This window comes from Methylobacterium longum, from assembly GCF_022179385.1.
Classification (GTDB): Bacteria; Pseudomonadota; Alphaproteobacteria; order Rhizobiales; family Beijerinckiaceae; genus Methylobacterium; species Methylobacterium longum.
This window is the reverse complement of the sequence record NZ_BPQS01000032.1, coordinates 44343-59511: the sequence shown is the minus strand read 5'-3', so window position 1 is coordinate 59511 and position 15169 is coordinate 44343. Positions and strand designations below refer to the sequence as shown.

The 15169-nt window shown below is 65.0% G+C and carries 13 protein-coding genes and 1 pseudogene; 7 read left to right on the top strand and 7 right to left on the bottom strand.

All coding sequences use genetic code 11. The features are described from left to right. The 3 genes from MFF58_RS22175 to MFF58_RS22165 all read right to left on the bottom strand — a co-directional run. A partial coding sequence (locus MFF58_RS22175) for a hypothetical protein (RefSeq protein ID WP_238291143.1) occupies positions 1-297 on the bottom strand: 297 nt, incomplete at its 3' end. A gap of 409 nt (positions 298-706) precedes the next feature. Further along, the gene (locus tag MFF58_RS22170; protein ID WP_238291142.1) at positions 707-1744 is read right to left on the bottom strand and encodes an HD-GYP domain-containing protein; all 1038 of its coding nucleotides are present in this window, start codon (positions 1742-1744) and stop codon (positions 707-709) included. A gap of 55 nt (positions 1745-1799) precedes the next feature. Then, positions 1800-3218 (bottom strand): TadE/TadG family type IV pilus assembly protein, encoded by a 1419-nt coding sequence (locus MFF58_RS22165; protein WP_238291141.1) that lies wholly within the window; start codon positions 3216-3218, stop codon positions 1800-1802. A gap of 181 nt (positions 3219-3399) precedes the next feature. On the opposite strand from MFF58_RS22165, the gene MFF58_RS22160 reads away from it, so the two are divergent. Next, positions 3400-3732: a PilZ domain-containing protein gene (locus tag MFF58_RS22160; protein ID WP_238291140.1), complete on the top strand. Its 333-nt coding sequence runs from the start codon at positions 3400-3402 to the stop codon at positions 3730-3732. Between the two features lie 131 nt (positions 3733-3863). Here MFF58_RS22160 and MFF58_RS22155 read toward each other — a convergent pair whose 3' ends face one another. Continuing rightward, a complete protein-coding gene (locus tag MFF58_RS22155) occupies positions 3864-4436 on the bottom strand; it encodes a PilZ domain-containing protein (RefSeq protein ID WP_238291139.1) in 573 nt (190 codons plus the stop codon). A gap of 402 nt (positions 4437-4838) precedes the next feature. Here MFF58_RS22155 and MFF58_RS22150 point away from each other — a divergent pair, with 402 nt between their 5' ends. Next, positions 4839-5240, top strand: coding sequence for a tyrosine-type recombinase/integrase (locus tag MFF58_RS22150; protein ID WP_308445470.1), 402 nt, complete (start codon positions 4839-4841; stop codon positions 5238-5240). Positions 5241-5351: 111 nt separating this feature from the next. Continuing rightward, positions 5352-7121, top strand: a complete 1770-nt coding sequence (locus MFF58_RS22145) for a pilus assembly protein TadG-related protein (RefSeq protein ID WP_238291138.1) — start codon at positions 5352-5354, stop codon at positions 7119-7121. 1117 nt (positions 7122-8238) lie between these two features. Here the strand turns inward: MFF58_RS22145 and MFF58_RS22140 are convergent. Next, complete coding sequence (locus tag MFF58_RS22140; protein ID WP_238291136.1) at positions 8239-8541, bottom strand: hypothetical protein; 303 nt, start codon at positions 8539-8541, stop codon at positions 8239-8241. A 150-nt stretch (positions 8542-8691) separates the two neighbouring features. Further along, positions 8692-11079: an EAL domain-containing protein gene (locus MFF58_RS22135; protein ID WP_238291135.1), complete on the bottom strand. Its 2388-nt coding sequence runs from the start codon at positions 11077-11079 to the stop codon at positions 8692-8694. A gap of 639 nt (positions 11080-11718) precedes the next feature. Between MFF58_RS22135 and MFF58_RS22130 the strand changes: the two genes are divergently transcribed. The 3 genes from MFF58_RS22130 to MFF58_RS32330 all read left to right on the top strand — a co-directional run bounded on the left by MFF58_RS22130 (position 11719) and on the right by MFF58_RS32330 (position 13428). Beyond that, complete coding sequence (locus MFF58_RS22130) at positions 11719-12279, top strand: histidine phosphatase family protein (RefSeq protein ID WP_238291134.1); 561 nt, start codon at positions 11719-11721, stop codon at positions 12277-12279. Positions 12280-12503: 224 nt separating this feature from the next. Beyond that, positions 12504-13316 (top strand): hypothetical protein, encoded by an 813-nt coding sequence (locus MFF58_RS22125; RefSeq protein ID WP_238291133.1) that lies wholly within the window; start codon positions 12504-12506, stop codon positions 13314-13316. Beyond that, a complete protein-coding gene (locus tag MFF58_RS32330) occupies positions 13252-13428 on the top strand; it encodes a hypothetical protein (protein WP_283206458.1) in 177 nt (58 codons plus the stop codon). Before MFF58_RS22125 ends, MFF58_RS32330 begins: the two co-directional genes overlap by 65 nt. Before the next feature lie 27 nt (positions 13429-13455). Here MFF58_RS32330 and MFF58_RS22120 read toward each other — a convergent pair. After that, positions 13456-13887: pseudogene (locus MFF58_RS22120) on the bottom strand (IS5 family transposase); the annotation flags it as partial. A 79-nt stretch (positions 13888-13966) separates the two neighbouring features. On the opposite strand from MFF58_RS22120, the gene MFF58_RS22115 reads away from it, so the two are divergent. Continuing rightward, positions 13967-14995 (top strand): IS110 family RNA-guided transposase, encoded by a 1029-nt coding sequence (locus MFF58_RS22115; protein WP_238291132.1) that lies wholly within the window; start codon positions 13967-13969, stop codon positions 14993-14995. Positions 14996-15169: the final 174 nt, after the last annotated feature.

Genomic DNA, 15169 nt, shown 5'->3' with positions numbered 1-15169 from the left:
CTGCGCGACTTGATCGATGAGGGCGCGGAAGTCGCTGCCCCACATGGGGCTGTCCAGGACGTCGGAGGCGATGACGTAGCTGCCGTCGATCCGGGCGAAGTGCATGATCGCTTCGCCGTCCGGTCGGCAGAACACGAACCAGGGCTCGGCTTCGTCGCTCAAGCCCTGTTCGCTGCCGATCGGCAAGCCGGCTCGGATCAGCGCGGCCTCGACCCGGTAGAACTCCGCGAGTTCCTGCTGCGACCAACCGCCTAGGCTCTTCGATGCAGGCCGGAAGAACGAGACAACCGCACCCATCGGGACCTCATCTTTGCCATCGGAACGACGAACCCGTCTCCTTGCTCATGGCTCCGCACCTCACTGTATCGAGGTAGGCCGCGGCGTGAAAGCCGAGGACGAGGGAGCGCAGACCGAAGCGATGTTCAAGGCACGCTGCTGCCGGACCCAGCCGCAGGATGATCAACCGTTCTAAAGCCTTAGACAGGCCACCATAGACGGTGATAACGGTTCGGATGCGACACGTCCGTTTGGGGCAAACGATCAAGGTCCGGTTGCCACCCGTTGCAGAGGGTCGGAAAGTCCGCTTCTCGGCAACTTGACGGATGAGCTTTGGTGGCTCAAGGCCGCGAGCGATTGTCGGCCTTCCTGAGAGCATCGGCTCGAAGCAGGCGCTGCGTTTGATGGCGCGTTTTGCCGGCCAGCAGCCTCAGGCAGCAGACTTGGAGCACTGCTCCTCGACGTCGTTCCAGCTCATAAGGAAGGCCTCGACGCACCGCGGGTCGAAGTGAAGACCGGCCTGCGCGGCAACGAAAGACCGCGCGTCGTCAAAGGACCAAGCCCTTTTGTATGGGCGCTCCGACACCAGCGCGTCGAACACGTCGGCCACCGCCACGATGCGACCGGAGAGCGGGATCGCCTCGCCCTTCAGTCCGCTCGGGTAACCAGTACCGTCCCAACGCTCGTGGTGGCTCGCGGCGATCTCGGCTGCAAGCCGCACGACGTCGGAGGCGCTGCCTTCCAGGATCCGGCGACCGCGCTCGGCATGCTGCTCCATTTCGGCGCGCTCTTCAGTCGAGAGAGGCCCCCGCTTCAGCAGGATCGAGTCGGGAACGCCGATTTTCCCGACATCGTGCATCGTAGAGGCGAGTTTGAGGATCTGAACCTGCGCCGGCTCGTAACCTAAGTTCTGCGCGATCAGCCCCACATACTTCGCCACCCGGGCGATGTGGTCGCCAGTATCGGAGTCGCGGTGCTCGGCGGCGCGCATCAGCAGGGCGATGATCTCACGCTCCCGCGCTTCGATCACCGCGACCGCCGCCGCGACCTCGCGGGCGAGCCACGCGGTCCTGTCCTGCTCCTGCCGGTGGGCCGCGCTGATCTTCATCAGGTTGGTGACGCGCGCCTGGATCTCGACGGGATCGCAGGGCTTGCCGAGGAAGTCGGTGGCGCCCGCGCGCAGGGCCTGGTGGCGCAGGCTGCGCTGGTCGAGGCTCGTCACCATGACGATCGGCACGTGCGCGAAGCCGGGCACCGCCCGCGCCGCCGCGATGACGTCGAGGCCGGTCATCCCGGGCATGTCGTAGTCGGTGACGACGATCCCGATCCGGTCGACGTTCGCCTGCAGGAAGGCCAGCGCCGCCACCGGGCTCGTGAAGGCGACGGGCTCACATTCGGCCACGGGCTTGAGCGCCTGCATCATCAGCAGGTTGTTCATCTCGGCGTCGTCGAGGATCAGCGCGAGCACCGTGTCACCTAAAGCGATCTGTTGTGCCGTCCGATGAGCCTCTGATCATAGGCGGTCACTGCGTGATCAGCAGTTTGCCGTTGAGCGGACCCACGCCCTTGGGCACCGGTACGCTCGTCGCATCGTAGTTGGCGTTGAGGTAGAGGTTTGGCCCCTCGTAGAGGTTCACCTGTTGCGCTACCACGACCGTGTAGGCGGACTGGTCCGCCACCGGCTTGTCTGAGTCGATCACGAGGCGTCCGGCAGGCAGGTAGATCGTGCCCAGCATGGTGCGGGCGTTGTTGCTGATGATGCGGTAGATCCGCATCGGCTTCGACTGACCCAGCGGCGGCGGGGTCGGCGGCAGCAGAAGGCCGGTAACATCGTCAACCAGGCCCAATGCCGGATCTATCGGATTGGAGACGGTCGTCTGCTCGGCCATCAGCAGACCCGCCATCTCGCCCGTGGTCGGAGCCGTGAGGCTGACGGTGGTCTTCTTATCGAAGAGCAAGCCCGCCTTGTCGCCCACGAAGTAGAGGCCCACGCCCTCGCCGCTGAGCGTCGCGTTGTCCTGCACGATCAGGGGCCCGTCCTTGAAGACATAGATGCCGGGCCGCATCGTCACGACGGCCTTCTTCTTGATCTGGAGGCCGTAGCAGTAGGTGCCGGGATCGATCGTCACGTCCTTGTCGATCGTCTGTATCTTGGTGAGCGGCAGCAGGTTGAAGGGGAAGGGCAGGCTCGCACAGCCGCCGACGTTGGGGTTGGCACGGCCCTTCAGCGGGTCCGCGATTGTCGGACAACCCGCCTGCGGCGGCGGCGCGAAGTTCGCCCGGGCCCCGACATACCCTCCGGCTGAGCAGATCGTGTCGGCGCGCGCCATCGAGCTGTCGCCGCCGACCATGCCGCTGGCGTTCATCGAGTTCGAGTACAGCGAGCAGCCGTTGGCGGTGACTTGCGCGTTCTTCTGAAGGTTGAACGCGCCCGGCGCGGCAGGGTCGAGGGTGAGCATGCACAGCCGCATCCTGCCCACGACGCTGGCCTTGGCCTGCACCGCGATGGTGCGGGAACTCATCCCCAAAAAGCCGCCGAAGGCGAGTTTCACGCTCTCCTGGACCCGTGCCGAGACGCTGGTCTTGTCGGGGGCCACGTCCACCGTCACCGCGAAGGGCTGATTTGGCGACGGCGGCGCGTTGTTGCGGATCGCCTGCTCGGTCACGCCCTGGACGGACGCGATGCTGGAGGCGGCGAGCTTGAGGGTGCCGCCGCCGGTGAGCACGCCGACGTCCACGGCGTTCTGCAACTGGGAGCGGCGGGTGGCCAGATGCGCGTAATCGATCCCACCGCCGACCAAACCGATCAGGACCGTCGAGCTGAGCGCGAAGACCACCGCGACGCCACCCTGCCGATCGGTCCAGAGCCGCTGCCGGGCTGTGGTGACTACCTGTCGTCCAACTGAGGCCTTGGACAAAACCGTGCTATTGCCGCGCCTCATCATCTGCCTCGCCGGCCCATACTGCGCGGTGAGCGACAGTTTGCTGGAGACAAGTTAAGGCTCCGTATTCAAGCGTTCTCCCGGCCCATCATCGCGCTTGATCCATGATAAGTCTCGAACATTTAATTGTTGTTAGCTGAGGTAAGATGTAGATCGCTGTATTAGCGACCAGGAACGAGGAATGGATCCGGAGCAAGTAGCCGGGCAGACCAACCGCCGAGAAGAGCGACGCGAGATGAGCTGGATTGCCATCATCCGGTTGCCGGATGGGTCAGAGATCCCGACCACCGTCAAGGACGTGTCCTCGTCCGGGGCACGGCTGACGGTACCAAGCTCCTATGTGCTGCCGGAACGCTTCGTGTTCAAAGTACTGGAACGCGACTTCGTCTGCGGGGTGCAGCTCGCGTGGCGTAGAGATGCCGTCGAGGGTCTGCGGCTCGCGATCTTCGAGCACGGATGCGCGTCGCCCAACGCCGATCGAGTGGGCGTTAGTGTCCGAGGCGAACGGATCTGATCCGATCTGCTGCCTCGTAAATGAGACGCTGAAGGCGGAGCGAGGCTAAACCTGAGCCTAGAACGCCCCCGGGCTGTTTTATACCATGCCAGCCAGTCGACGCTGTACTGGTGCGGCCCCACGTCTTCCCGCTAGAGTACCGTCTTCTCATCGAACGCATCGTCAAGTGGCTCGATGAAAGCTGCGCCGATGCCTTGCGGGATTTGACGTGCGACCGTCGCTCGCCGCTGCCCGACCACTATCTCTTGGCCGATGGCGAGCGCCGCGTCGAGTTGCAGCGCCACGCCAGAAACCGAGAGGTTCAAGATCGTCGCCGGCACGCCTGTGCTATCCACCAGCGTGACCTGTACCGCCGTCTTTAGCGGCACGATCCTACGGTCGATGCGCACATCCTCGGACGACTTGGCCTGCTGGCGCGACATCTCGATGAGGCGGCGCGCAACTTCACCCGGCTTGGGATCCCGGCTAGTAATTCGGACGGCGAAGTCGCAGGCGCCGACCCACGCGACCCGGGCCTCGGTCGCTCCAACGCCACGTATGTTGCAGACTAGGCGCTCATCCATGACCGGCAGTGTCGCTGACCGCAACTTCAATCCGTCAGTCGACATATCCACGGTCACGGCGTGGAACTCGGTCCCGTCACGACGCAGGCACAAGGCGGGAAGAACGACAGGGTACTGCGAGGCTGCTTGTCGCTGAGTCATGGTCGCGCTCGTTGCCTGCCCGGATTATGAGCTACCAAAGTTAACGGTCACGTCATGACAGGCATCGGGCACGACCAGCTATCGTGAAGTGATTTTGTAAATCTGAGAAAGCATAGTCCATCGCTTAGACGGTCTTGCTACAATTCTCTCGCCGCAAAAATACGTCGAGGCGAAGGTTGCCGATACCGAAGTGGGGCAAGAGCTGCTCTTATGCCTGCCCGTGGTTCGCGCCCTCGCGAAGGTGGGACAATATATGCGCGCGACGGATGGCGGGCCAACTGTAGGTGCCGAGGATCGTCACGCGTCGCCGGGGTGTTCCGCCGGTCCGAACTTGTCGCCCTTGATGTCAAGGACCTGCGCTAGGATCCGGAAGGCCTGTGCGTCATGGTCCGTCGGTCGTAGGTGGATAAAGACGGCAGGGGGTTCGAGAACGCGATCCCGCACGGTCGGTTCATCCGGCCGGTCGCGCTGGTGCGGGAATGGCTCGATGCCGCCGGTATCACGAGAGGGCCAGTATTCCGGCTGGTGTCACGACCGGGGAACGTCCGGCAGGGCGAGAGCGTGCGGCTCACGACAAAAGCCGAGGCCGACATCATCAAGCGGTACTGCGCAGCCGCGGGGCTCGACGCCTCGACGTTCGGGGCGCAGTCGCTGCGGGCCGGCTACATCACCAAGGCGGCCGAGCGTGGCGCTGATCTCGCGCGGATCATGGACCAGTCGGGCCACCGGGATCCGCGGACGGCGGTCGGGTACATCCGCAGGGCGAACGCCTTCGAAGGGCACAGCGGAAGTGGGTTTCTCTAATACGCGCTCGTGGCCGAATAGCCATGTTTCTTACCCGTTATTAAGACCAACTTAATTGATCTGCAGGTGAGCTGTTCGGGCTAGAGCTCATGCCCAACACACCGCGAAACAATGAACGCCACGGACGGAGAGAGGGTTTGGGCTGAAGAGCGTCAGTCAAAAGCGCTTGTGAAACGCTTCACATGCGAACGCGGCGGCAACGTCGCGATCCTGTTCGCCTTCCTCAGCGTGCCGATGCTCATGTTCGGCGGCGCGGCGATCGATTACGGCTTCGCGACGCGGCTTGAAACCAAGCTGCAGGCGGCGACCGATGCCACCGCGCTGCTCCTATGTCAGACGCCGCTCACCACAACGACGGCGGCTCTCAACACGATGGCACAAACGGCGATGACGGGCGCCATGGGCTCGGCTAACCTCGTGGTGGATCCCTTGGTGATCACCAGCAACCCACGCCAGATCACGCTGACCGCCCACAAGCTGTCGACGACCTTCTTCGACAAGTTCACCGGCACCAGCCGCATCAATCCCGGCGCGAAGTCGGAATGCGCGACGCCGCTGCCGAAGACCTTCGAGATCGCGCTCGTGCTCGACAACACCGGGTCGATGGCCGAGTCGAGCGGTACCCAGTCGAAGCTGCAGGCGGTTCAGGCCGCGGCGACGAACTTCGTCAACTACGTCTACACCAGCGCCGCCTTCTCCAGCGCGACCCGCATCTCGATCGTCCCCTTCGCGGGCGCCGTGGCGGTGAACCCCACGATCTACCGCTACGCCACTTGGATCGATCAGAACGCGCAGTCCGCCTATCACTGGACGAACGTGATTGACCCGAGCGGATCCGGTTTCTCAAACAGGTTCGGCATCTTCGACAGCCTCAAAGCTGTCAACACGAACTGGGGATGGGCGGGCTGCCTGGAGACGTTGCCCTACCCCCTCGATGTACGGGACGGTGCACCTACCAGCGGAAACCTAGACTCGTACTACGTGCCTCTCCTCGCCCCCGACGAGCCGGGCGATGGCAGCACGAGCTACTTCGATTTTTCTGACCCCAACGGCAGCACGTACCGCAGCTACAACAGCTACATCGATGACGACGACGGCACCAAAAACGGCAAGTGCGGAACTAAAAACTCTGCCACCTCGTACCTGCCGCTGGAAGCTCAAGCCTGCAAGTACATCAGCCCGCTCAATGCCAAATCGGGCACTGCACTTGGGATCCCGAACGGCCCGAACTTCGGCTGCACGACGCAGCCGCTCATGACGCTGACGAACGACACCGCAGCCCTCAAGAACCTGATCAGTAAGATGGCTGCCTCAGGTTCGACCAACATCCACGAGGGCTTCATGTGGGGTTGGCGCACACTGTCACCGCTCAGTGTATTTACAAGCAGTCCCACAACCGGCAGCCCGCCTGCAGCCTATGCCACGATATCCGGCAGTTCTAATACCACCACTATCAACAAGATCCTCATTCTCATGACAGATGGGTACAACAGCTGGACGGCAAACCCGGGCTCGCCTAATGGCTCGCTGTATCTTGCCCCCGGATATTTCAAGAACGCTAATCCTGCGAACACGAAGACAATGAATTCTAACACTCGGTTTCCGCCCGCGAACCAGAACATCTCGAACAGCACAAGCGCCCGCAATGGCCTGGACGCGTTGACTGCAGAGGCGTGCAAGAACGCGAAAGCGGTCAACATCTCGGTGTATACAATCGCGTTTAGCGTACCGGCCGATCCGATCGACGCGGCGGGTCAGGCCCTCTTGAAGAACTGTGCAACGTCGGCGGATCAGTACTTCTTAGCCAATACATCAGATGATCTGATCGCGGCCTTCAAAAAAATCCAGGCGAGCATCGGGGCTTTACGACTGACACAATAGCTAGCTTAGCTTCTGCCGAAGCTCTGATGTTCCAAAAACTGGGCAATACGCATGAGTCCTCGGCGTCCCTCGGCACACGATCTTTGATCTCCGGATCTGTGGCGACAAGCAGCACGCACAGAACCGGTCAGATGCACCTGATCCAACAAGTGATGCCCTGGAGGCAGCGAGGTTGATGCCGTTCCTGGAGCGTCGATGGCGCGCCGTCGCGCCCAGGCGGCTGGTGATTGACCTTGATGCAAGCCGTGACTGAAGCGGGCGCACTTGCAGGAGCGTCCCCGGTGGCCGCGCGGGCGGACCTGCAGTCGGCTCACGGGTAGCGTTTCCAGTGAGGGCATCCACGCCCGCTGTCCAAAGGATTGAGGGACCACCAGGCTGCGGGCGTGGAGGTCGACCACCGTCGACGGATGCATACTATTGCATTCAATCGGTAGGTTCGATCACGACTTTGGCATCCACGCCCGCCCGCTCGGCCTTTCGGCAAAGGGGGTCGCGTAGCGAGCGTGGAGGTCGAGAGGAGATCCGACGCGGTGAACGATGCAAGATGAATGCATCCACGCCCGCCCTCGTCGCTGAGGGGCGAACGGTGGGCCTGAGGGCTTGAGACATGCCCCGCCGCCCTCATGAGGATCAGGGTCTGTTTCCCTGCGAGGCTGAGGTAGCGCGCCGCCTCAGCTAAGAGCCGTCCGCCTGGAAGGCGAAGGCTGTCATCTTGGAGCGGGATGGCCTGCCGAAGGTCGATCCTCTCTTCGGAGGGCGGTTTTGGCCCGGCGTCGTCGCCTACCTCAACCGCCGCTACTGTCTCTCCCGTGTCGATGCATCCGCCCTCGAAGGACAGGAGAACCTCGATGGCCTCGGATCTTAACGCGCCTGGACTCAAGACGAGGCTGAACCGAGACGGCAGCCGGCGCCTCTACTGGTGCGCGCGCCGACCTGGTGAAGGCCGGCTACCGGCCCGAGACGGTTCGGCTGGCGCCGGGGAGGAGGATCGCGAGGACCGTCACTGGCACCGGCATGATGTCCCGCCACCAGGCGAGCGCCGCCACGATGGTCGCGAGCACGCCGAGCATGACCGGCAGGAAGGCGGATCAGAGGCGGTCGAGGCTGCTGCTGTCGATCACGGCCGGGTCGTTCCGGAGAGGGTTGAGGGAAGCCGGAAGCCCGGCGGGCAGGCTCCGAGAGGGCCGGCGGCGAGGACGAGGAGGGCGCCGGCCCGGCGCAGGTCGGCGGCGGTGCCGCGCCCGGCGGCTTCGAGTACCGCGACGTGCCCACCGGACGAGAGCCACAGGATGGGCGCCCCGGAGGCGTTGACGGCTTTGGGGACCGGGGCGTCTGGGAAGAGGGTCACAACGGCGACCGGCTCGCCGGGTCGGGGTGCCAGGGCGAGGGCCACCGGGGCGAGGCCGCAGCCAAGGACCAAGGCGCCAGTCAGAGCGGCGGCAGGGAGTGACGGCAGTGTACGTGGTGGAATTGGTGTCCTCCGCTCCCTCATGCCCGCCTTCCGCCCAATCCGAGTCCGACATTCAGCCTTTTAGGTCACCGGGTTGATGACAGCCTCTCGCCGAGGCGCTCAGGCGCGTTTTCGGTCGTCGGCGGTGAACGGTATCGTTCCGTGCGTGTACTGGGTGAACTGCCCAATCGGCGAGGGCCGACCCATAAGGTAGCCCTGTGCCTCGTGGCACTGCTCGGCGATGAGGAAGCCGAGCTCAGCGTCCGTTTCAACGCCCTCGGCAAGGACCGGCAGCCCAAGCCCGCGCCCGAGGCCGAGCACCGAGCGTACGATGGCCGCCGTCTGCTCGTTGCTGTCGACCGAGCGCACGAACGAACCATCGATCTTGATCTTGTCGAACGGAAACGAGCGCAGGTTCGACAGGGACGAGTAGCCGGTGCCGAAGTCGTCCATGGCAATGCGCAGGCCGAGCGCCTTCAACTGCCGCAGCGTCAGGAGCGCTCGACTTGGATCGCTGATCAGCGCCGTCTCGGTCACCTCGACCTCCAGCCGGTGCGGCGCAAGCCCGGTCTTGAGCAGCACCTCGTGCACGAGGCCGACGAAGTGTGAACTGTGGATCTGCACCGCCGAGACGTTGACCGCGATGGACAGGGGCTGGGGCCAGCTCGCCGCCTCGCGGCACGCCTCGCGCAGCACCCACTCGCCGATCTGCAGGATGGCGTCGCTCTCCTCGGCGATGGGGATGAACAGAGCGGGCGATACGTAGCCGCGCTCCGGATGCTTCCAGCGCAAGAGCGCCTCAAAGCCGATGACCGCGCCGCTGCCGACTTCCGTCTGTGGCTGGTAGACGAGCTGCATCTCGCCGCGGGCCACGGCGTGGCGAAGGTCGTGTTCCAGCAGGCGGCGCTCGCGCACTTCGACGCCCATCTTGGCCTCGAAGAAGCGGTAGGTGCCGCGTCCCTCCGACTTGGCGCGGTAGAGCGCAGTGTCGGCGTAGTTCAGGAGCGCCGCCCGCTCGTCAGCATCGTCGGGAAAGAGTGCGATGCCGATGCTGGTCGCGATCTGCGGTCCGCCGGCATCGCCCTTGCCGGAGCGCAGCGCCTCCAGGATGCGCTCGGCGAGGCGTCCGGCGGCGGAGGCGTGCTCGCACGGCATGAGCACCGCGAACTCGTCGCCACCGAGCCGGGCCATCATCTGGGTGTCGTCGAGCTCGGTCGAGACGATGCGGGCGACGCTCTCTAGCATGGTGTCACCGGCGGCGTGGCCGAACAGGTCGTTGACCTCCTTGAAGCGGTCGAGGTCGAGGCACAGCACCGCGAGCTTGCGGCCGCCGCCCTGTGCCGCCCGCATCTCCTGGTCGAGGCGCTTGCCGAAACTGGCGCGGTTGGCGAGCCCGGTGAGGGCGTCGTGGTGGGCGAGGAACTGGATCTGGCTCTCGGCCTGGCGCCGTGCCCGAAGGTCACGCACGGCGACGGCGTAGTGCGGCCGGCCAGCATGGTCGACGGGCTGCATGATGACCTCGACCGGCACGAGCGTGCCGTCGGCCTGGCGGAGCTCGGCCTCGACCGGGCGCTCGGGCTGGCTGGCCAGCGCCAGCCGGGCCGCTTCGCCCGGCAGGTACGCCGACAGGGCTGTTCCCGCGAGGGTGTCCTGCGGCAAGCCGACAAGCTTGGCGAAGCTCTTGTTGGCGCTGACGACCGTGTCACCGGTGCAGACGACGAGACCTTCGACGGCGGCGTTGGCGAGGCTGTGCAGGCGGTCGGCCTCCAGCTTGGAATATCGGCGGTCCCGAACGTCGAGCGCGAGGGCGGCCCCGGCGAGGAGCAGGATGGCGAAGCTGGCGAGCGCCACGGCGACGGCGAGCCAGGCGTTCGGGACCGCGGCCTCTGAGACGGCGAGCGTCGGATCGGGCGTGACCGTGACGGCGCTCATGGCGGTGAAGTGGTGGCTGCAGATGGCGAGCAGCAGCAGGAGCGCGGCGGGCAACTGGCGGATCACGCTACGGGCATTGACCTGCGCGGCCAGCGCGGCGCCGCCCAGAACGCTGCCGAGGGCGAGCGAGACGGCGACGGTCGCCGGGTCCCACGCCTTGTGGCCGGCCACGTCGTAGGCGGCCATGCCGGTGTAGTGCATCGCCGCGATGCCGAACCCGAGGATGGCTCCGCCAGCCCAGGCCGCGGCCCGCCCGCCGACGAGGACGGCGAGGGACAAACCGGAGCCGACCAAGGCAACGGCGATGGCGAGGGACAGGCCGGTGAGCGCGACGTCGTACCCGCTGGGCACGCCGGGCGCGAAGGCGAGCATGGCGATGAAGTGTGTGGCCCAGATGCCGGAGCCGCCGGCGATGGCCGCCACGGTGAGCCAGCCTGCACGGGCCCATCCGCCAGCCCGGCGCGCGTGGCTGACGAGGCAGACCGTCGTCAGGGCCGAGAGGGCGCAGATGCCGGCCGCTAGCGCGACGAGGCGGAAGTCATGCGCCTCGACGAGGCAACCGACGACGGTGAGCATGGAAGGCAGCCCTAGCTGTTCGTTCCCTCACGATGCGGTTTAATGTTGTATACGGGTTTAATGGCGGGCAACTAAGTTGCGGATCCACAATCTCGCCTGCGAGAACGTCAACGGGCTGGCGTCATGCTGACGAACGTCCCAACCCGGCATAGTGCGCCATACGTCCGCTTGCTCACGATCCGAGCCTAGAAGCGGACGGGCCGCTTTCGGCCAGGAAGTGCCAAAGTTAGCAAATCGGTATGCCTGGAAGCAGACCCTCCAGCATTCGGTAATGGTTGGCGAACGGAACTTGGCTCGACGCCCGGAAGCGGACCTTCAGCTCCACGCGGCTCCAGCCGCCCATCGACCTTCATCCGAGGGGCTATTCAGCCGGAGTCGGTCCCCACTTCGCATCTGGGTAGGTGAGCCCATAGAAGGCTGTAGAATACGCCAATACGATCGCGTCGAACACCGCAGCGACGCCCAGGACAAGGACGAAGCCTCCGTGGTCGTAAAGAAGGACGATCATCGGAACAACGAAGCCACTTACCGTAAACCCGCTTCGCCAGCCACCTCAAACGTCGTCGACCGGCCAAGCAAGCATTAAATTAGAACCGGGCCATCTAACGGGGGAAGGCCAACCTAGAAGAGCTTTGCTCGATGCACGCACCTTTCATCTTCGCCCTCGCTCTGGTTCTCTCCGTTATCCCTGCATCTGCCACCGAGGCAGTTTGGGCGGCAGCACGGGCTGGCGGGACGGTAATGTTGCTGCGGCACGCTAACGCTCCAGGCTTCGGCGATCCGGCGGGCTTCCGGCTCGGCTTCTGCGAGACGCAGCGCAATCTCGGCGAGGCAGGCCGCGCACAGGCCGCTGCGCTCGGCATACGCTTGAGGCGTGAGCTCGTCGTCGTGAACGCGGTTCGGTCCAGCCGCTGGTGCCGCGCGCGCGACACCGCCGTTCTGGCGTTCCCCGACGTCACGGTCGAGGCCGATCCGGCTCTCGACAGCTTCTTTGCCGATCGCAATAACGAGTCATACCAGAGCGCAGCCCTACGCGACCGCATTCGTGGTTGGTTGGGCCGACCGGGTACCCTCGTGCTCGTGACACATCAGGTGAACATCACCGCGCTCACCGGGATCGTCCCGGCAGAGGGCGAGATCGCCGTCCTTCGACCGAATGCAGGCTCTGGATTTGATGTGGTAGGGCGCCTCAGACCCTAGGCGGGAGAAGGGATCCCCAGCCCGATCAATACCTATTTGAGTGTGCCGCCGAAAGCTCCGAAGTGGACATAACAACGACCAGGGTCGCGGGTCTGGATCGCGCCTCTGCAGGCCTTCGAGGTCAGACGGGATAAATTTGATCTGGCCTTGAATTACCTTATAAAATAATCTCATGAATTGTCAGAAGTATTTGTGATACCGATTTTTTAGGGTGCGATCTGGTCATGGCCGACGTTGATGCCTACCCGGAAGAACCTAAGCAGGCGCGCTCAGCAGAAGAGCTTGGCCGGATGCTTGAGGCGAACGAACGCCGAAAGGCACGCCGCGCGCCGGTTATGGTTTCGCTGCAGCGGACACGCGACGGCAGCCTCAGCCTCGATAGCCCGCACGACGACCCCCAGGGGTGGCAGGTCCGCCTGGGGGACGCTTTCGGCACGCGCTCTGACACCTTCGCCGTCGGCCAGCTGAACCACCTGCTCGGCATGGTTCGGCCAGACGAACAAGCTCCGGAGATCGAGGCGAACACGATGCTCGCCGCGGTCGAGGCAGTGCGACCCGAGAACGAGCTCGAAGGCATGCTCGCCGTGCAGATGGCCGCGACGCACCGGCTCGCGATGGAATGCCTGCAGCGCTCAGCAGTAGCCACAACGCCGGAGCAGATGACGGCGAACGGCAACCTCGCGAGCAAGCTACTGCGCACCTACACGGCACAAATTGAGGCCCTGGCGAAGGTGAGGCGCGGCGGAGCGCAGAAGGTTACTGTGAAGCACGTCCACGTGCATGAAGGTGGTCAAGCGATCGTCGGCAATGTCGATGCAAACAGCAGGGTGACATCCGATACCAGGGAGGGGGGTAGGAGCGATAATGGACCACAACCCCATGCACCTAGAGACGAGCGAACCATTGCTCCTGCGAAGTGCCAACCGCTGCGGAGTTCGAACGCGGAACGGGAAGCCGTGCCGGTCGCCGGCCGTGAAGGGGAAGGAGCGATGCCGGATGCACGGAGGCGCGACCGGAAGCGGAGCCCCAAGCGGTAGCCGGAACGGCAACTATCGCCACGGACAGCGGACGAAAGCTGCCAAGGCGATCCGGCATGAATGCCAGGAGGTGGTTTCGGTGTCGCTTGAGCTGCTGGCGCGTCTTTCGTGATGGTGGAATTCTAGGGTTTGGACTCGATCAGCACCAGAAGGCGATGACGGCGGCCAGAGCGAGGGCCGAGGCGTAGTTGCGGGCAAGTTTGTCGTAGCGGGTGGCGATACGTCGGAAGTCCTTCAGGCGGTTGAAGGTCGCCTCGATCCGCCAGCGCTCCCGATAGCGGCTCTTGTCGTGGCGGATCTTCCGCTTGCGGCCGCGCTTGCCTGGGATGGCCGGCGTGATGCCGCTTTTGCGGAGGTCAGCGCGCAGCCAGTCGGCGTCGTAGCCCTTGTCGGCGGCCAGACGCTGGATCCGGCCCGGCGCTTCGGCCAGCACCGCAGGCGCGGTGGTCACATCGCTGGCGTTGCCGGGCGTCAGCAGGAGGACGCCGGGGCGGCCGAGCACATCGGTGAGCGCGTGGATCTTGGTGGTCTGGCCACCCCGCGACGGGCCGATGGCCTGCGCTGTCGCCCCCCTTTATGGATGGCCCGCCCCTCACCGGGCTGCACTGCTAGGCTTGCAGCGAGGCCGAGATGAGGGATGGAGCGGAACGATGACGATCGCGGTGCTGGGCATCGATCTGGGCAAGAACAGCTGCAGCCTTGTCGGGCTGGATGCGAGCGGGCGGGTCGTGCTGCGCCGCCGGATGCGGCGCGAGACCGTGATCGCCTTCGGCGCGAAGCTGCCGGGGTGCGTCGTCGCCATGGAAGCGTGCTGCGGTGCGCACCACATGGGCCGCGCCCTCGTGGAGCAGGGACACACAGTCCGACTGATGTCGCCGGAATACGTGCGCCCGTACGTCAAGGCACAGAAGAACGACGACCGTGACGCCGAAGCCATCGCCGAGGCGGCCACCCGCCCGACAATGCGGTTCGTGGCGCTCAAGTCCGAGGCGCAACTCGACGTGCAGACCCTGCACCGGGTCCGCGACCAACTCGTGGGCGAGCGCACGGCGCTGATGAACCAAGTCCGCGCCATCCTTCTGGAGCGCGGCCATGTCGTCGCACAAGGGCGGGCCAAGCTGGCCGCCTGTCTGACCGCGTTACTCGACACGAAGGCGGGCTCCTCGCTTACACCGCGCATGCGCACTCTCGTGGCAGAGGTGCACGAGCGCTGGCAGGGCCTCGACCGGCGCATCGCCGCGCTGGATGCCGAGTTCGCCGAGCAGGCGCGCACGGACGAGAACGCGCGTCGGCTGACCACCATCCCGGGCATCGGCGCGCTCAATGCGACCGCGCTGGTTGCAGCCATCGGCGACGTGGCGACTTTCGCCCGAGGGCGCGACCTGGCAGCCTGGCTCGGCCTCGTGCCGCGACAGGTCACGACGGGCGGGAAGCCAAGGCTTTTGGGCATCACCAAGCGCGGCAGCAAGTACCTGCGCAAGACGCTCATCCAGGGCGCTCGGGCCGCGATGCCGACGCTCCGGCAGAGTGATACGCGGCTCGGGCAGTGGCTACGCGGGCTGCTGGCGCGGGCCCATGCCAACACGGCGGTGGTGGCCTTGGCAGCCAAGATGGCGCGCATCGTCTGGGCGCTGCTGCGCCACGGGCGCGTCTACGAGGCGACGGCCGTGGCCGCCTGATCCGAGTTTGGCTGGCGCGGCGCGCGCCGGCCTTCCGATGTCTGCGAGCGGTGAGAGGAAGATGGCCTGACAGTCGATCGGTGTTCTGGAAGCCTCTGGCGTAAAATGGCGCTCGACGCCGACCCCTTTATGAGGCCCAGGACGCGCGGATCTCCATCTTGGCCAAGGGCTCGC